Genomic DNA, 16,847 nt, shown 5'->3' with positions numbered 1-16,847 from the left:
AAAATTCGACTTAAACCGCAGGCTTAACGGAGCCTTACTGGAAACCCCACGTTGTCTCAGGGTAAATCAACACTTACCTGGCGGCGATGACGGCGCTTTTCCAGCCAGAGCAGCAGGCGGAAAATCCAGTAGACGACGGCGACGATCAGATGCAGCAGGATGATCAGCTTGTTCGGGCCGAAAATATCCGGCAGCAGGCCATACATCAGGATTTGCCCGCCGGCCGCCAGCACCCAGATGACCGGCCCCCAGGAGACGGTCAGCCAGAGGCCGAGGGAGGCGACGGGAAAAAGCACGGCAAGACTGGTGCTCGCCACCTTCCACGGCAGGCTCAAAAGATCGAAGCGGCCGGCGCCGACCAGCGAATAGCCGACGAGCATCGCCCAATATTGCAGGCCGAACCAGAAGCACGAAACGGCGACCAGCCTCAGGAAGAGAATGAAGAGTATATCCGCCAGCGTGCGTTTCGGTATCGTCGGGGAATCGGTTTCCATAGCGCAGACATCGGTTTGGGGTTGCAGCTTGTTAAAGAGCGCCGCACATCTGACGACGTACCAACGACGCTCTATCATATCGCGTTCGCGCGTAACGCAGAAAAATGATTGCGGGTTTATAAGCCTGAGGTTTTTCCGCCGCGGCCAATCGCCCGGTTTGGATTTTCGAGGCGTCATGATAATGAGCGCTCCGATAAATGGAATGGGCCAGGGGCAGATATCATGCAGGATAGGACGCATCTCGTCGACGACATCACCGGCCATCGCCGCATGCGGCGCAACCGCAAGGCAGACTGGACGCGCCGGCTGGTGCAGGAAAACCGGCTGACGGTCGACGACCTGATCTGGCCGATCTTCATCGTGCCGGGTTCCGGCATCGTCGATCAGATCCCGGCCATGCCGGGCGTCAACCGCATGAGCATCGACAAGGCCGTCGAAGCGGCGCGCGAAGCGGCCAGCCTCGGCATTCCGGCGCTCGCCACCTTTCCGAATATCGAAATGGAACTGCGCGACGAGACCGGCTCGAACAGCCTCGAAGCCAACAATCTGATCAATCAGGCGACGGCGGCGATCAAGAAGGCGGTGCCCAATATCGGTGTTATCACCGACGTCGCGCTCGATCCCTTCACCAGCCATGGCCATGACGGAATCTTGAGACACGGAGAGATCGTCAACGACGAGACGGTCGATCAGGTGGCGCGGGCCGCGGTGATGCAGGCGGATGCCGGCGCCGACATCATCGCACCGTCGGAGATGATGGACGGACGCATCGGCGCAATCCGCATGGCGCTCGATGCCGCCGGCCACCAGGGCGTCGGCATCATGAGCTATGCGACGAAATTCGCCTCCGCCTTCTACGGCCCCTATCGCGAGGCGATCTCGACGGGCGGGCTGCTGAAGGGCGACAAGAAGACCTATTATATCGACCCGGCCAACGGCACCGAGGCGATCCGCGACGCGGCCCTCGACGTCGAGGAAGGCGCTGATATGCTGATGGTCAAGCCCGGCCTGCCCTATCTCGACATCTGCTGGCGGATGAAGGAGGCATTCGGCCTGCCGACCTTCGCCTACCAGGTTTCCGGCGAATATTCGCAGATCAAGGCGGCGGCGATGAACGGCTGGATCGACGGCGAACGGGCGATGCTCGAAACGCTGCTGTCGTTCAAGCGGGCGGGATGCGACGGCATCCTCACCTATTTCGCGATCGAGGTGGCGAAAATCCTCGCCAAGCGGTGATTGCGAGCATGATGCCGAAAAGTGTACGCGGTTTTCGGGCGACATCATGCTCTATTTCTTCGATTTAGATGCGGATGTTTCAGGCCAATCCGGCCTGAAACATCCGCATCTAGGAAGAAATATTGTATTTCCCACTGCCGATACCATATCAGCGGCATCGCTTTTCCGCAGGAGATTGAGATGAGCTACAACCCCAATCCGCTTTATGCCGCACCGGAGGACTGGCGCGCCTATAGCGGCGTGTTGAGCCGCCGTGTCTTCGCCTTCATCCTCGACTATCTTATCGTGCTGCTGCTCTGCATCCCCGCCGGGATCGTGCTGTTCTTTCTGTCGATCGTCACGCTCGGGCTCGGCTTCCTGCTCTACCCTGCCCTCTTCGTCATCGTCGCCGGCATCTATTTCGGCCTGACCGTCGGCGGGCGGAGCCAGGCCTCGCTCGGCATGCGCGCGATGGGCATCGCCATCGTGCGCGTCGACGGCCGGCCGATGGACTTCCTGACGGCGATCGTGCATCTGGCGCTGTTCTGGATCCTCAACTCGGTGCTGACGCCGCTCATTCTGCTTGCCGGCCTGTTCACCGAGCGCAGCCGTCTCATCCATGACCTGCTGGTCGGGACGGCGACGGTTCGCACCGCCTGAGCGTTGGACCGAGGCCACGGCTAAGCCATTCAGCGGAGACGAAATAAAGTCTCCGCTTTCTCTTTGCCCGGGCGCGCCAACGCTCCATATCTAAAATTAGAAGACCGAAATGAAGGGCAAGAACCGCCCCGCTGTTGACGTTTTTTATTCTTAGGTCATGCTGTCAAGAAACAGCACAGTCTCGACAAGGAAATTTCCGCGACAGATGAATACGCAGACAACGCCATCCCCGCAGTTTTATCTGACGGCTCCGGCTGCGTGTCCGTATCTGCCGCATGAGATGGAGCGTAAGGTGTTCACCCATCTGGTGGGCCCGCGCGCCGCCGAGATGAACGACATCCTGACCCAGGGCGGTTTCCGCCGATCCCAGAACATCGCCTACCGCCCGGCCTGCGAATCCTGTCGCGCCTGCGTTTCCGTACGGATTCTCGCCCAGGAATTCGAGCCGACGAAATCGATGAAGCGGGTGCTTGCCGCCAATTCCGACGTCATCGCCACCGAATTCACGGCCCAGCCTTCCAGCGAGCAATATTCGCTTTTCCGCCGCTATCTCGATTATCGCCACCAGCAGGGTGGCATGTCCGACATGACCGTGCTCGACTATGCGATCATGGTCGAGGACACGCATGTGAACACGCGAATCGTCGAATACCGCCGGCGTGAAGAAGGCTCCGGGCTGGAGCAGCGACCGAAGGGCGAGCTGCTTGCCGCTGCGCTGACCGACACGATGAGCGACGGGCTGTCGATGGTCTATTCCTACTTCAACCCCGATATCGAGCGGCGATCGCTCGGCACCTTCATGATTCTCGACCATGTCAGGCGTACGAAGGCGCTCGGCCTGCCACATGTCTATCTCGGTTACTGGGTTCAAGGGTCGCGAAAAATGGACTACAAGACACGCTTCCAGCCGCAGGAGCATCTGACCCCACGCGGCTGGGAACGTTTCGATCCCTCATCCATGCCCGAGAGTCCCCACGACTAAATGTTCCCCACCGCTCTTTCCGATCATCGGAAGGGTCTGCTGCTGACGGCGATCGGCGGGCTGGCGCTTTCCATGGATATTCCGCTCGTCCGTCTTGGCGGTGGCGACATCTGGTCGGTATTGGGGATGCGAAGCGCGGCCACGGTCCTCGCCACGCTCGTCATCCTTGGCGCGATGCGCCTGGCCTCTGGCAAATGGCCGATCCTCGTCCCGGGGCGGCCCGGCTTGTTCGCCGGTCTGCTCTACGGCCTCTCCTCCCTCACCTTCGTGCTGGCCATCTTCAACACGACCACGGCCAATGTCGTCTTCATCGTCGCCTTCAACCCGATGTTCGGGGCGCTTCTTTCGTGGATTTTCCTCAAGGAGAGACCGCAGGCCGCAACGCTGATCGCCATGTTCTTCATGATTCTCGGCGTCGGACTGATCGTGCGCGAAGGGCTATCCAGCGGGCATTTTTTCGGCGATGCCATGGCACTTCTCAGCGCGCTTATTCTTGCCGCAGCCATCACGATCGGGCGGGCTTCGCGCCGGGAAATGGGCTTCGTGCCGCTGCTTGCCGCCATCCTGCCGGCCGCGCTCGGTCTCGCGCAAGCTCTGCCGTCAGGGCTTTCCATCGCCCATCCGGGCTGGATCCTCTTGAATGGCGCCATCGTGATGCCTGTCGCCTTCTGGTGCCTTGCCACCGGGCCGCGCTACCTCTCCGCCCCTGAAGTCGGCATGTTCTACCTGCTCGAAACCGTGCTCGCCCCGATCTGGGTCTGGCTGATCTTTTCGGAAACGCCGGCGACGATGACACTCATCGGCGGCGGAATCCTGATGGCGGCGATCGCCGGGCATTGTTTCTGGATGGCGCGGGGAAGCAGCAGGCCGTTGGCGGAATAGGCGTTGTCGCCTGCTTACCACCATGTGATACTCCGTTCTGACACAGAGGACGAAGCGATGAACGTTACAATCCGCAAGATCGGTCATTCCGAGGGGATTATTATCCCTAAGGAAGTTCTGGCCCGTCTTGGATTGAAGACGGGTGATTCACTGGAAGTGAAGCTGCAAAACGGCGGCATCAATATGAAGCCGGTCAATGAGGATTTCCCTCGTCAGCTGGAAGCGGCACGAAATTTCGTAGACAAGTACAAGGTCGCGTTGAAAAAGCTGGCGGAATAAAGCGGTTCAAATTTCATCGAAAAGCGGGGCCGCTTCAACGTCTTGACGCGACCCGCTTCCTTCGCGACTTCAGCGTGCCGCTCAACCCGTAGCCTTCATCTGCTGCTGCTCCAGCTCACGGCCAAGCCCTTCGACCACGTACGCCCAACCTTGCCGGGTCTTCTCCTCATGTTCGGCCCATTCGGCGCACATTTCGTGGGTCAGCGTCAGTCGGCTGCCGCCGCCGAGCGGCTCGATGTCGATTTCGACGCGGTCGCAATTGTGGTCGTGGTCCTCGACGGAAAAGCTGAAGACCATGCGCTGCGGGCGCTTCAGCTCCAGGAAGACCCCCTGGTGAAAGGCGTCGCCGGTCGGGCGGCGGTCGACGATGAAAAAACGGCCGCCGACATGCGGATCGATATCGGCGCGAATGACGTGACCGTCATCGGTGGCAAACAGGAAGCGGCGGGCGATTTCGGGGTTGAGCCAGGCGTCGTACACGACAGCAGGCGGCACTCTATAGGTGTGGCAAACATGCAATTTGATGGTGCTGGCGGGCATCGATTTTCCTCCGGTAACGGCGCGCGCCTTCTCCAAGCGCGCGTGCCATAGCCGTTCCATCCGCCCACGGACCGGCCTTCTCTTCTTTTGGGTAACAGCGTTGAGATAGAGAAGTTCCAGCGCCCGCCAAGAGACGAGCATGGAATTTTTATGGATGTCGTTCCGGAACCGCTGTACACGTCCGGGGGACATGCATTAGCCGGCGAACTTGCCGCTGCGCGGAAAGCCCTTCGGCACGGTGCGGCCGGCGGTGGCGCGGTCGGACAGCCATTCGGCAAGCTCGTCCTTGTTCTTCGTGAAGGTGCGGCCGGCGCTGTCTTCCCAGACGAGGCCGTCCGATATCGCGAAGCAGCGGACGTCTGAGATGCCGCCATCCTTGTAGCGCTGCAGACGCACGCCCTTGCCGCGCGACATTTCCGGCACCTGCGCCAAGGGGAAGACCAGCAGCTTGCGGTTTTCGCCGACGACGGCGACATGATCGCCGCCGACGGGCACGAGCAGCTGCGTCTCCTCGGGCAGCGCCACGTTCATGATCTGCTTGCCCTTGCGCGTATTGGCGAGCAGCTCGGCCTCGGCAACGACGAAGCCGTTGCCGGCTGTGGAGACGATCAGCTGCTTGCGCGAGGGATCGTGCACGAAAGCGGTCAGCACCGCCTGGTCGTTGTCCATGTCGACCATGATGCGCAGCGGCTCGCCGTGGCCGCGACCGCCCGGCAGCTTGTCGCCACCAAGCGTGAAGGCCTTGCCGCCTGTCGTGACGATCAGGATCTTGTCCGTCGTCTGCGCCGGGAAGGCTATCTTCAGGCCGTCGCCCTCCTTGAAGGTCAGCGTCGCCGTATCGGCGATATGGCCCTTCAGCGCGCGGATCCAGCCCTTTTCGGATATGACGACGGTGATCGGTTCCTTCTCGATCATCGCCTGCTGGATGGCTTGCTCATCGGCTTCTGGTGCGTCGGCAAACTGGGTGCGGCGGCGGCCGACCTCGGTCGCCTTGGCAAATTTCTTCTTCACCTCGCCGATTTCCCAGGCGACCGTCTGCCACTGCTTGTCGTCGGAGGCAAGCAGCGCTTCGATCTCGCCCTTTTCCTTGGTGAGTTCGTCGAACTCCTTGCGGATCTCGAACTCTTCGAGCTTGCGCAGAGAGCGCAGCCGCATGTTGAGAATCGCCTCGACCTGATTGTCGGTGAGATCCCACCGCGCCACCATGACCGGCTTCGGCTCATCCTCCTCGCGGATGATCCTGATCACCTCGTCGATGTTGAGATAAGCGATCAGCAGGCCGCCGAGGATTTCGAGGCGCCTTTCGATCGCCGCCAGACGGAAGCGCGAGCGGCGCTGCAGCACCTCGCGGCGGTGATCCAGCCACTCCTTCAGCACATCGTTCAGCGCCATGACCCGCGGGATGCGGCCCATGGAGAGCACGTTCATGTTGAGCGGGAAGCGGCTTTCCAGCTCCGTCAGCTTGAACATCGATTCCATCAGGATCGTCGGATCGACGCTGCGGGTCTTCGGCACCAGGACGACACGGATGTCCTCGGCCGATTCGTCGCGGATGTCTTCCAGGAGCGGCAGCTTGCGGGCAATCAGCAACTCGGCGATCTTTTCGATCAGCCGCGACTTCTGCACCTGGAAGGGAATTTCGGTGATGACAATCTGGTAGCCGCCGCGGCCGAGATCCTCGGTCTGCCATTTCGCCCGCACGCGGAAACCGCCGCGGCCGGTGCGGTAGCTCTCGATGATGCTGTCGCGGCTGTCGATGATGATGCCGCCCGTGGGGAAATCCGGGCCGGGAATGAACTCGACGAGCTTTTCGACCGTCGCATCCGGATGTTTGATCAGATGCAGCGCCGCGTCGCAAAGCTCGTGGGCATTGTGCGACGGGATCGAGGTCGCCATGCCGACGGCAATTCCGGAAGAGCCGTTGGCGAGCAGGTTCGGGAAGGCGCCGGGAAGGACGGTCGGCTCGGAATTCGATTCGTCGTAGGTGTCGCGGAAATCGACGGCATCCTGATCAATGCCTTCGAGCAGCAGTTCGGAGACTGCCGTCATCTTCGATTCGGTGTAACGCATGGCGGCGGGGCTGTCGCCGTCGATATTGCCGAAATTGCCCTGGCCGTTGACCAGCGTGTAGCGCTGCGAGAAATCCTGGGCGAGACGGGCAAGCGCGTCATAGATCGACTGATCGCCGTGCGGATGGTAATTACCCATCACCTCGCCGACGATCTTTGCGCATTTCCTGAAGGCCGATGTCGGCCTCAGCCCCATCTCGTTCATCGCGTAGACGATGCGGCGATGGACGGGCTTCAGCCCGTCGCGCACGTCTGGCAGAGCGCGGTGCATGATGGTCGACAGCGCATAGGCGAGATAGCGCTGTTCGAGCGCCGCCTTGAGGTCGACCGGCTGGATGTTGTCGTCGTCTCCGCCGGAAGGCGGCAAAATCTCTTGTCCCATAGGTTCTGACTAGCCCAGAAGAGGCTGGCGGGCAAGGAATCCAGGCCATTGCAGCTGTGGATGAAGTCTTGGCACCGACATCAAAGGATGAGACAAACGTGCGGCCGCAATTTGGACTTCGTTTGCCGTTCCCTTCAACGGAAATTTAGAAGTCCGCAAATATAAAGCAGGCCCAATCCGTAGTAGCGTAACTGCAGATTTCCAACCGCCACACGCCACCAGAGGAATCACCCCATGAACATTTACCGGACAACGCGGCTGATGCTGTCGGGCGCCGCCTTTTTCTCGCTCGCCGGCTCGGCTTTCGCTCTCGACGGCACCGATCTCTTGAAGAAGATCAATGCCGCCTATGCCGCCCAGGGTGGGACGATTGCGGCTGAAAGCGTCGATATCGACGGCACGACCGTTACGTTGAAGAATGTCACCGTCAAGCCGACCGGCAGCGAAAGCCTGCCCATCGGCGAAATCACCCTTTCCGGCGTCGAAGAAGACGAGGACGGCGGCTATTACATCGAAGAAGCGGCCTTCCCCGACATTAACAAGACGCAGGACGGCGTCACCGTGACGGCGCAAGAGCTGACGCTCGCCGGCATCTCCGTGCCGGCAACGCCGGGCGGCGACACGCTCGACACCATGATGCTCTACGAAACCGCGCATATTGGCCCGGTGAAGGTGGTCAAGGACGGTGCGGAAGTGTTCTCGCTGCTCGAAAGCAACATGAACCTGACGCTGCGCGAAGACGAATCCGGCTTCGATTTCGACGGCGCCTTCAAAAGCATGAAGGCCGATCTCACCAAGACCGAGGATGCGCAGAGCAAGGATGCGATCGAAAAGCTCGCCCTGCAGCACGTCCAGGGCGACATCACCATGAAGGGCGCTTGGGAACTCGCCCCCGGCACGATTGACATTTCGGAATTTGCCTTCGACTTCACCAATGTCGGCAAGCTGAATCTCGGCTTCAAGATTTCGGGCTACACGATGGCCTTCATGAAATCGATGCAGGATGCGATGAAGGAATCCGAAACCAACCCGAACAAGGAGCAGTCGCAGCAGGCGCTCGGCCTCGCCATGCTCGGCCTGATGCAGCAGCTTTCCTTCGAGGCGGCGCAGGTGCGTTTCGACGATGCCTCGATCACCAAGCGCGCGCTTGATTATGCCGGCTCGCAGCAGAACATGTCGGGTAAGCAGATGGCGGATTCGCTGAAGGCGATGACGCCGATCATGCTGGCGCAGCTCAACATCCCGGAACTGCAGAACGCCGTTTCGGCTGCGGTCAACACCTTCCTCGACGACCCGAAGAGCCTGACCGTCAAGGCCGCTCCTGAAAAGCCGGTGCCTTTCCCGACGATCGTCGGTGCTGCCATGGGCGCTCCGAACACGCTGCCGCAAGTGCTCGGCGTCAAGGTTTCGGCTAACGACTGATCGCTTCACTCTTGCGATGGAAGGCCCGGCCGTTCGCACCGCCGGGCCTTTCGTTTTCAAACGCGGTGGCGGGCGAGTTCTGCGATGGCGAGGGTCGCGATCTCAAGCAATTCCTCAAGCGATGCGCCGTCCCTTGCCTGCACGGACATGCCCTGAACGATCGCGCCGAGGAATCGCGCCAACGCACGCGGATTCGTTTCCGCGCTCATGTCGCCCTCGCGGATGCCGCGCTCGATCCTTGCCGCAAAAGTATCCAGCGACCGACGACGCAGCGCCGCGACATGGTCGGCGATCGTGTCGTTCTCGCTGGCGCAATTCAATGCAGCCGTCGAAATCATGCAGCCTTTCGGATGTTCCGGCGCCGAAAATATCGCCGCCGAGCCCCGCAATATCCGTTCGAAGGCAGAGACGGTGTCGATCGGCTCGCCGAGCGCGGAAAAGGTTCCGGCGCCCAGCGCTCTATATTGCTCCAGCGCCGCGCGGTAGAGATCGGCCTTCGAGTGAAAGGCGGCATAGAGGCTTTGAGGCGTGATGCCCATGGCGGTCGTGAGATCGGCGATCGAGGCGCCTTCGTATCCATGCGCCCAGAAGGTCTCGCGGGCGGCCGCGAGAACCGTCTCGCGATCGAAGGCTGGCGGGCGGCCGCGGCGGCGCGCGGAAGGATTTTTCATCTCTGGACTATTTTTCACAACGATCACTCTAGAAATTTCGCCTGATCTATCTAATTCAGGAATGGTCATTGTGATTATAGAAGGTTTGATCTGATGAGTCTTCCCCTCGAAACGACACATGCCAACAAGAATTCCTTGCTTTCCGCGGGCGTCGACGCGGCAATTGCAGATGCGCTCGACGACAGGCGGCTGGTCGGAGCGGTCGTGCTCGTCGCCCGCGACGGAGAAATCATTCACCGGCGCGCAGCCGGCCTCGCCGACCGCGAAAACGGCCTGGCAATGCGCGAGAATACGATCTTCAGGCTTGCCTCCATCACCAAGCCGATCGTCACCATCGCCGCGATGCGGCTCGTCGAGCAGGCGAGAATCGACCTTGACGACGCGGTGACCAGATGGCTGCCGGAATTCCGGCCAAAGCTGCCCGACGGCAGCGAGGCGACCATTCGTATTCGCCATCTGCTGACCCATACATCAGGCCTCGGCTACAGTTTCTCAGAAGAGGACGGTGGTCCCTATATCCGCGCCGGTATTTCCGACGGCCTCGACCAGTCGGGACTGGCGCTCACCGAAAATCTCAGGCGGATCGCCAGTGTGCCCTTGCGTTTCGCGCCAGGCAGCGACTGGCAATATTCCCTTGCCATGGATGTTATCGGCGGCGTCATCGAGGCGGAAACCGGCGTGCCGTTGGCTGAGGCCGTCGCCGAACTGGTGACAAGACCACTCGGGATTGCCGACACGGCGTTTTCGGTTCGTGACCGCAGCCGGCTCGCCGCCGCCTATATGAACGCTTCACCGGAACCGGCGCTGATGGGCGAAAATGCGCTGGTGATGTCGCTGATGGGTCCGATCCGCTTCGCGCCGAAGCGCATCTTCGATCCCGCCTCCTATCATTCGGGCGGCGGCGGCATGGCGGGAACGGCTGGTGACGTTCTGGCCGTGCTCGAAACCATCCGCAGGGGCGGCGCACCGCTGCTCTCGAGCGACACCGTTGCGATGATGATGACCGACCAGGCCGGCGGGCACCGCCAGCGGTATGAACCCGGCTCGGGCTTCGGCTTCGGCTGGTCCGTCATCACCGATCCGGCCGAGGCAGGCGTCCCCTTCCCCAAGGGCACGGTGAAATGGGGCGGCGTCTACGGCCACAGCTGGTTCATCGATCCGGTCAACGGGATAACCGTCGTGGCGCTGACGAACACGACGCTGGAGGGCATGTGGGGCAAGTTCACGGTCGATCTGCGCGAGGCGATCTACGCGGCCTTGTGAGCGACAGCAAAAAGCCCGACGACACCTGAACGGTCGCCGGGCTTTTCACATTCGGGATCGGACGATCCTCAGTCCTTCTTGACCGGCGGGATCGGCCGAATCGAGAGTTCGCGCAGCTGCGTCGGGGTTGCCGGGGTCGGCGCGCCCATCAGCAGATCCTGCGCCTGCTGGTTCATCGGGAACAGCGAGATTTCACGCAGGTTCTTGGCGCCGACGAGCAGCATGACGATACGGTCGATGCCGAATGCAGCACCGCCATGCGGCGGCGCGCCGTACTGGAAGGCGCGGTAGAGGCCGCCGAAGCGGTCTTCGACGTCCTGCTGGCTGAGACCGACCTTCTCGAAGGCGGCGACCATGGTTTCCGGCGACTGGTTGCGGATCGAGCCCGAGGCGATTTCGAAGCCGTTGCAGACCGCGTCGTACTGGTAGGCTTTGATGCCAAGCGGATCCTGGTTCAGCAGCGCATCGAGGCCGCCCTGCGGCATCGAGAACGGGTTGTGGGCGAAGTCGATCTTCTTTTCTTCCTCGTTGTATTCGAAGAAGGGGAAGTCGACGATCCAGCACAGCTCGAAGCGGTCGCGGTCGATCAGGTTCAGTTCGTCGGCGGCGCGGTTACGGGCCTCACCTGCAAACTTGTAGAACTTGGACGGCTCGCCGGCGACGAAGAAGCAGGCGTCGCCCGCCTCAAGGCCGAGCTGCGTGCGGATCGCCTCGGTACGCTCCTCGCCGATGTTTTTGGCAAGCGGTCCGGAGCCGGCGATTTTGCCCTCTTCTTCCTTCCAGAAGATGTAGCCGAGACCGGGCTGTCCCTGGCTCTGCGCCCAGGCATTCATACGGTCGCAGAAGGCGCGCGAGCCGCCGGTCTTTGCCGGGATCGCCCAGATCTCAACCTTCGGATTGGAGGCAATCATGCCGGCGAAGACCTTGAAGCCGGAGCCGGCAAAATGCTCGGTCACCGCTTCCATCACGATCGGGTTGCGCAGATCCGGCTTGTCGGAACCGTACTTACGGATCGCCTCGTCGTAAGGGATGCGCGGCCATTCCTTGGTCACCGGCTTGCCTTCGGCGAATTCTTCGAAGATCGAAGTCATCATCGGGCCCATCGTGTCCCAGATGTCCTCCTGTTCGACGAAGCTCATTTCGAGGTCGAGCTGGTAGAATTCGCCCGGCAGGCGGTCGGCGCGCGGGTCTTCGTCGCGGAAGCAGGGCGCGATCTGGAAGTAACGGTCGAAGCCCGCGACCATCAGCAGCTGCTTGTACTGCTGCGGCGCCTGCGGCAGGGCGTAGAAGGTGCCGGGATGGATGCGCGAGGGCACGAGGAAGTCGCGCGCGCCTTCCGGCGAGGAGGCCGTCAGGATCGGCGTCGTATATTCGGTGAAGCCGACATTGCCCATTTCGCGGCGCATCGCCGAGATGACCTGGGTGCGCTTGACGATGTTCTTATGCAGCGTTTCGCGACGGAGATCGAGGAAGCGGTATTTGAGGCGGACGTCTTCAGGGTAATCCGGCTCGCCGAAGACCGGCAGCGGCAATTCCTTGGCGGCGGAAAGCACTTCGATCTCCTGGGCGTAGAGCTCGATCTCGCCGGTCGCCATTGTTTTGTTGACGGTGTCTTCGGTGCGGGCCTTGACGAGACCGTCGATGCGGATCACCCATTCGCCGCGCACGGTCTCGGCCATCTTGAAGGCCGGGCTGTCCGGATCGGCAACCACCTGGGTAATGCCGTAATGGTCGCGAAGGTCGATGAAGAGAACGCCGCCATGGTCGCGGACGCGATGGACCCAGCCGGAGATACGGACGGTCGAGCCGACATCCGTCTTGCGGAGGGCGGCGCATGTGTGGCTGCGATAGCGATGCATGATCTCAAATCCTGGAATGTGGCTTAAGACGGCAGCAAGGGTTCAAAGACCCTCAAGCGCCGACAAGAAAATCGGGCGGAAAAGCGCATGGACGCTCCGATTTGTCAAGGCTTGGCGCGTGCCGCCCACGCGTTTGGCACGCGTTTGTGGTAACGCAGCGGCCCGTATGCTGCGGCAGTTTGGCCGCGCTTCCCGTATTGATGAAGAAGCCGGTCAACTTTAAAAGGATCGGCATTCTCACTGTGGAGCGCCCGCATGCCCCTCCTGACCCGCCGCAATCTTCTCAAGGCATCCGCCGTCGCGGGCGCCTATGGCGTCGGCATCGGCATTGCCGGCAAATTCGGGCCCGCTGAGGCAGCACCCGAGCCGCAGCTGCTGGCGGCGGTTAAGACCGAGGCGGTGCTGACCGAGGCGGGACCGACCCGGGATATCATGAGCTGGGGCCATGACGGCATGCCGCCGGTTCTCCGGATGACGAAGGGGCGCCCTTACGCCGCGCGGCTGAAAAACGGGCTCGACGAGCCGACGACGATCCACTGGCACGGGCTTCGCATCGACAACCGCATGGACGGCGTGCCCTTCATGACGCAGCCCTACATCTATACCGGCGACAGCTTCGACTATGCCTTCACGCCGCCCGATGCCGGCACCTTCTGGTATCATCCGCATTGCAATACGCTGACGCAGATGGGTCACGGCATGACCGGCGTCATCGTCGTCGAAGATCCGGCCGATCCTGAGTTCGATGCGGAGGTGGTGCTGAACCTGCGCGACTGGCGGCTTGGCGGAGACGGGCAGTTCATCGCCGCTTTCCGACCGCGCGACGCGGCCAAGTCCGGCACCTACGGCACGGTGCGCACCGCCAACTGGCGTCAGGAGCCGCAATATGACGCGCCGGCCGGCGGGCTGGTGCGGCTGCGCATCGCGGTCACCGACGTGACGCGGATCTTCTCGCTGAAGGTGGAAGGCGCCGATACGACCGTCATCGCCATCGACGGCAATCCGGTGCCGAAGCGTTTTCCCCTCGACCTGCTGCAGATCGGACCGGGACAGCGGCTCGATCTTGCGGTGCGCATGCCGGATGGAGAAGGCGCTGTCGCGACGCTCGAGGATATCCGCGGCACCACGCCGAAGACGATCGCCAGCCTGCGCGCCATCGGGCCATCGCTGAAGCGCGAGATCGGCGATCTCGGGCCGCTTGCCGAAAATCCGGTGGCGAAGGCCGACCTTTCCACTGCCGAAGAGATCCCGCTGGTGCTGAGCGCCACCGCCGAGAATACCGCCACCGAGAGCATCTGCGGCACACTCGGCTACAGTTTCTGGGCGATCAACAAGGTGCCATGGCCGGGCGACACGCCGGATCCGACGGCGCCGCTGGCGGAATTGAAGCTCGGCCGGAGCTATGTCTTCAATCTGGAGAATGTCACGCCGCACGCGCATCCGATCCATCTACACGGAATGAGCTTCACGGTGATCTCCTCCTCGACGCGGCAGGTGATGCCGTTGGTGTCGGACACCTATCTCATCCAGCCCGACGAGAAGGTGCAGCTCGCCTTCGTCGCCGACAATCCCGGCGACTGGCTGCTGCATTGCCATATCATCGAGCACCAGAAGACCGGGATGACCAGCTACGTCAGAGTGAGCTGAGGCGGCTTCGCCGCAGTTCGGACGTAATTCTTAGCCAGCGATGCGCGAAGCTTATGCTGTTGTATTGACATATCGAAGCGAAAGGAGAAGGAAGGTTCAACCGACCTTTTCCTTGCGAATGAAATGATATGATCGAAACCACCGCCGATTTGGCGGCCGCCTGCAAAGAGCTGGCCAAGTCCGACTTCATCACCATCGACACCGAATTCCTGCGCGAGACGACCTTCTGGCCGGAGCTTTGCCTTATCCAGATGGCAAGCCCGACAACCGAAGTGCTCGTCGATCCGCTGGCCAAGGGCATCGATCTCGCCCCCTTCTTCGAGCTGATGGCCGATCCGAAGGTGCTGAAGGTCTTTCATGCGGCCCGCCAGGACATCGAAATCATCTTCAATCGCGGCAATCTCATTCCGCATCCGATCTTCGACACGCAGGTCGCCGCGATGGTCTGCGGCTTCGGCGACAGCGTCTCCTATGATCAGCTGGTCAGCCGCATCAAGAATGTCCATATCGACAAGTCGTCGCGCTTCACCGACTGGAGCCGCCGGCCGCTCTCCGACAAGCAGCTGGAATATGCGCTGGCCGATGTGACCCATCTGCGCGACGTCTACCTGTCGCTGAAGGCGGAACTCGATCGCGAAGGCCGCACCTCCTGGCTCTCCGAGGAAATGGACATTCTCGAGGCGCGCGAAACTTACGACCTGCATCCCGACGATGCATGGCAGCGGCTGAAGATGCGGTTGCGCAAGCCGCAGGAGCTGGCGATCCTGAAATATGTCGCCGCCTGGCGCGAACGCGAGGCCCGCGCCCGCAACGTACCGCGTTCGCGGGTGCTGAAGGACGATGCCATCTACGAGGTCGCCCAGCAGCAGCCTAAGGATACTGAGGCGCTCGGCCGGCTGCGCACCATTCCCAAAGGCTGGGAACGCTCGACTTCCGGCGCCGCCGTCATCGAGGCCGTCAACGCAGCACTCGCTCTCCCGAAGGCCGATATGCCACATGTGCCGCGCCAGGCGCAGGCGCCCGAAGGGGCTGCTGCTGCCGTCGAACTCTTGAAGGTGCTGCTGAAGCTGATTTCGGAAAAACACGGCGTGGCGCCGAAGGTGATCGCCAACAGCGAGGATCTCGACAGGATCGCCGCCGAGGGCGAGAAGGCCGAAGTCGCGGCCCTCAACGGCTGGCGACGCGATCTTTTCGGCGAGCCGGCGCTGCAGCTTATCCAGGGTCAGATCGCTCTGCGTTTCGTCGGCCGCAAGGTCGAAACCGTCAGCCTGTAGCGCATCGGCCCGACAGGCGGTTTCCAAGCGCTACGGTGCCGCAGCGAATTCGCTTGACGCTTTTTTCCCAGCTGAAACAATGGCTGGACGAAACATTACGGGCGAAGCGCCGCATGCGGGAAATATCTCCGACGCAGAACTGGATCTTGATCACGATCGTTCTGGCTGCCAGCGGCGTCGTCTATGATCTGATGTTCTACTCCAATCAGACGCCCGTGATCGGGGCGATCTTTGCGCTGTTCATCGGCATGCCGATCATCGCCTTCGAGCGCAAGGTGCTGTTCCGCGGACTCTACAGGCGCATCCAGAAGCTGCCGACGTTCGCCTTCATCATCACCGAGCTGGTGATCTACGAGATTCTGATGAGCATCGGCTTTGCCTGCGGCGGCCTGCTGCTTTGGGCGATCGGCATGCTGAAGCCGCCCTCGCTCTTCGATCTCGTCATCATGCCTTACGAGGTCTTCCTCTATGCGCTTGCCGTCTGCTCGGCGATGATCTTCCTTCTGCGCGTGCGGGAACTGCTCGGCCGCGAAGTCTTCCTGAGCATGCTGGTCAGCCGCTATCGCAATCCGGTCAGGGAAGAGCGTGTCTTCCTGTTCATCGATCTCGTCGATTCGACGGCTTTTGCCGAAAAGCACGGCGACCTCCGCGCGCAGCAGCTGCTGAGCTCGCTGTTTGCGACCTTCGCCGAGCCGGTTCGGCGCCACAAGGGCATGATCAACGACTATGTCGGCGATGCGGCGATCATCACCTGGCCACTTGCCCGCGGCGTCAAAAATGCGCGCTGCGTGCGCTGCATCTTCGATATCCTCGCCGATATCGAAGCCAATGCCGCCGGCTGGCGGAAAAGCTACGGACAGGTGCCGAAGCTGCGGGCCGCCCTTCATGGCGGCGAGATCATCACCGCCGAAATCGGCGTCGATCATCACAAAATCAGCTATTTCGGCGATACGGTGAACACCACCGCCCGGCTGGAAACCCTCTGCCGCAGCTTGAACCGGCCGGTGCTGATCTCCTCCGAGCTTGCCCGGCGCATGGAGTTTCCCGACGATATCGCTTGCGAGGATCTCGGCACCCATGCCGTCAAGGGGCGCGGCCAGGCGCTCGGCGTCATGGCGCTTTCCTCGCGCGCGGTGACCGTGCTGAACACGCCGGCAGTCATTCTGCACGGCTGAGCAACGGCATTTCCACCCGTCACCAAAGCTTCA

15 protein-coding genes are annotated in these 16,847 nt (G+C 61.6%); 10 read left to right on the top strand and 5 right to left on the bottom strand.

Going from position 1 to position 16,847, the window contains the following annotated elements:
• Positions 1–56 precede the first annotated feature (56 nt).
• Positions 57–494: a DUF6163 family protein gene (locus AMK05_RS07810; RefSeq protein ID WP_049733978.1), complete on the bottom strand. Its 438-nt coding sequence runs from the start codon at positions 492–494 to the stop codon at positions 57–59.
• A 222-nt stretch (positions 495–716) separates the two neighbouring features.
• Between AMK05_RS07810 and hemB the strand changes: the two genes are divergently transcribed.
• The 5 genes from hemB to AMK05_RS07785 all read left to right on the top strand — a co-directional run bounded on the left by hemB (position 717) and on the right by AMK05_RS07785 (position 4,512).
• Positions 717–1,730, top strand: a complete 1,014-nt coding sequence (gene hemB, locus AMK05_RS07805) for a porphobilinogen synthase (protein ID WP_064837994.1) — start codon at positions 717–719, stop codon at positions 1,728–1,730.
• Positions 1,731–1,910: 180 nt separating this feature from the next.
• Complete coding sequence (locus tag AMK05_RS07800; protein WP_003574079.1) at positions 1,911–2,369, top strand: RDD family protein; 459 nt, start codon at positions 1,911–1,913, stop codon at positions 2,367–2,369.
• A gap of 205 nt (positions 2,370–2,574) precedes the next feature.
• Positions 2,575–3,351 carry an arginyltransferase gene (locus AMK05_RS07795; RefSeq protein WP_064837993.1) on the top strand — a complete coding sequence of 259 codons (777 nt, stop codon included), beginning with the start codon at positions 2,575–2,577 and terminating at the stop codon, positions 3,349–3,351.
• Positions 3,352–4,233 (top strand): DMT family transporter, encoded by an 882-nt coding sequence (locus tag AMK05_RS07790; RefSeq protein ID WP_064837992.1) that lies wholly within the window; start codon positions 3,352–3,354, stop codon positions 4,231–4,233.
• 57 nt (positions 4,234–4,290) lie between these two features.
• Entirely contained in the window at positions 4,291–4,512 is a 222-nt protein-coding gene (locus tag AMK05_RS07785) for an AbrB/MazE/SpoVT family DNA-binding domain-containing protein (protein ID WP_064841309.1), read from the top strand.
• Between the two features lie 81 nt (positions 4,513–4,593).
• On the opposite strand, the gene AMK05_RS07780 is transcribed toward AMK05_RS07785, so the two are convergent.
• Together AMK05_RS07780 and parC are read right to left on the bottom strand one after the other, a co-directional pair.
• Positions 4,594–5,052 (bottom strand): SRPBCC family protein, encoded by a 459-nt coding sequence (locus tag AMK05_RS07780; protein WP_064837991.1) that lies wholly within the window; start codon positions 5,050–5,052, stop codon positions 4,594–4,596.
• Between the two features lie 195 nt (positions 5,053–5,247).
• Complete coding sequence (gene parC, locus AMK05_RS07775) at positions 5,248–7,503, bottom strand: DNA topoisomerase IV subunit A (RefSeq protein ID WP_064837990.1); 2,256 nt, start codon at positions 7,501–7,503, stop codon at positions 5,248–5,250.
• A gap of 234 nt (positions 7,504–7,737) precedes the next feature.
• Here parC and AMK05_RS07770 point away from each other — a divergent pair, with 234 nt between their 5' ends.
• Positions 7,738–8,925, top strand: coding sequence for a hypothetical protein (locus AMK05_RS07770; RefSeq protein WP_064837989.1), 1,188 nt, complete (start codon positions 7,738–7,740; stop codon positions 8,923–8,925).
• 56 nt (positions 8,926–8,981) lie between these two features.
• On the opposite strand, the gene AMK05_RS07765 is transcribed toward AMK05_RS07770, so the two are convergent.
• Entirely contained in the window at positions 8,982–9,623 is a 642-nt protein-coding gene (locus AMK05_RS07765; protein ID WP_082935633.1) for a TetR/AcrR family transcriptional regulator, read from the bottom strand.
• A 66-nt stretch (positions 9,624–9,689) separates the two neighbouring features.
• Between AMK05_RS07765 and AMK05_RS07760 the strand changes: the two genes are divergently transcribed.
• Positions 9,690–10,859 (top strand): serine hydrolase domain-containing protein, encoded by a 1,170-nt coding sequence (locus AMK05_RS07760; RefSeq protein WP_064837988.1) that lies wholly within the window; start codon positions 9,690–9,692, stop codon positions 10,857–10,859.
• A 68-nt stretch (positions 10,860–10,927) separates the two neighbouring features.
• On the opposite strand, the gene aspS is transcribed toward AMK05_RS07760, so the two are convergent.
• Positions 10,928–12,718 (bottom strand): aspartate--tRNA ligase, encoded by a 1,791-nt coding sequence (aspS, locus tag AMK05_RS07755; protein ID WP_064837987.1) that lies wholly within the window; start codon positions 12,716–12,718, stop codon positions 10,928–10,930.
• 255 nt (positions 12,719–12,973) lie between these two features.
• Between aspS and AMK05_RS07750 the strand changes: the two genes are divergently transcribed.
• From AMK05_RS07750 to AMK05_RS07740, 3 genes are all read left to right on the top strand, one after another.
• Positions 12,974–14,365, top strand: coding sequence for a multicopper oxidase family protein (locus AMK05_RS07750; RefSeq protein ID WP_064837986.1), 1,392 nt, complete (start codon positions 12,974–12,976; stop codon positions 14,363–14,365).
• Positions 14,366–14,493: 128 nt separating this feature from the next.
• A complete protein-coding gene (gene rnd, locus AMK05_RS07745) occupies positions 14,494–15,639 on the top strand; it encodes a ribonuclease D (RefSeq protein WP_049733968.1) in 1,146 nt (381 codons plus the stop codon).
• A 113-nt stretch (positions 15,640–15,752) separates the two neighbouring features.
• Positions 15,753–16,814, top strand: a complete 1,062-nt coding sequence (locus AMK05_RS07740) for an adenylate/guanylate cyclase domain-containing protein (RefSeq protein ID WP_064837985.1) — start codon at positions 15,753–15,755, stop codon at positions 16,812–16,814.
• The last annotated feature ends 33 nt before the right edge of the window (positions 16,815–16,847 follow it).

The sequence above is a fragment of the Rhizobium sp. N324 genome (assembly GCF_001664485.1).
Classification (GTDB): Bacteria; Pseudomonadota; Alphaproteobacteria; order Rhizobiales; family Rhizobiaceae; genus Rhizobium.
The sequence above is the reverse complement of the archived record's forward strand: the minus strand, read 5'-3'. Positions and strand labels throughout refer to the sequence as shown.

Bases quoted from the DNA above. Each gene is read 5' to 3' on its own strand.
- AMK05_RS07810 (WP_049733978.1), bottom strand. From the start codon at position 494: ATGGAAACCGATTCCCCGACGATACCGAAACGCACGCTGGCGGATATA.
- hemB (WP_064837994.1), top strand. From the start codon at position 717: ATGCAGGATAGGACGCATCTCGTCGACGACATCACCGGCCATCGCCGC.
- AMK05_RS07800 (WP_003574079.1), top strand. From the start codon at position 1,911: ATGAGCTACAACCCCAATCCGCTTTATGCCGCACCGGAGGACTGGCGC.
- AMK05_RS07795 (WP_064837993.1), top strand. From the start codon at position 2,575: ATGAATACGCAGACAACGCCATCCCCGCAGTTTTATCTGACGGCTCCG.
- AMK05_RS07790 (WP_064837992.1), top strand. From the start codon at position 3,352: ATGTTCCCCACCGCTCTTTCCGATCATCGGAAGGGTCTGCTGCTGACG.
- AMK05_RS07785 (WP_064841309.1), top strand. From the start codon at position 4,291: ATGAACGTTACAATCCGCAAGATCGGTCATTCCGAGGGGATTATTATC.
- AMK05_RS07780 (WP_064837991.1), bottom strand. From the start codon at position 5,052: ATGCCCGCCAGCACCATCAAATTGCATGTTTGCCACACCTATAGAGTG.
- parC (WP_064837990.1), bottom strand. From the start codon at position 7,503: ATGGGACAAGAGATTTTGCCGCCTTCCGGCGGAGACGACGACAACATC.
- AMK05_RS07770 (WP_064837989.1), top strand. From the start codon at position 7,738: ATGAACATTTACCGGACAACGCGGCTGATGCTGTCGGGCGCCGCCTTT.
- AMK05_RS07760 (WP_064837988.1), top strand. From the start codon at position 9,690: ATGAGTCTTCCCCTCGAAACGACACATGCCAACAAGAATTCCTTGCTT.
- aspS (WP_064837987.1), bottom strand. From the start codon at position 12,718: ATGCATCGCTATCGCAGCCACACATGCGCCGCCCTCCGCAAGACGGAT.
- AMK05_RS07750 (WP_064837986.1), top strand. From the start codon at position 12,974: ATGCCCCTCCTGACCCGCCGCAATCTTCTCAAGGCATCCGCCGTCGCG.
- rnd (WP_049733968.1), top strand. From the start codon at position 14,494: ATGATCGAAACCACCGCCGATTTGGCGGCCGCCTGCAAAGAGCTGGCC.
- AMK05_RS07740 (WP_064837985.1), top strand. From the start codon at position 15,753: ATGCGGGAAATATCTCCGACGCAGAACTGGATCTTGATCACGATCGTT.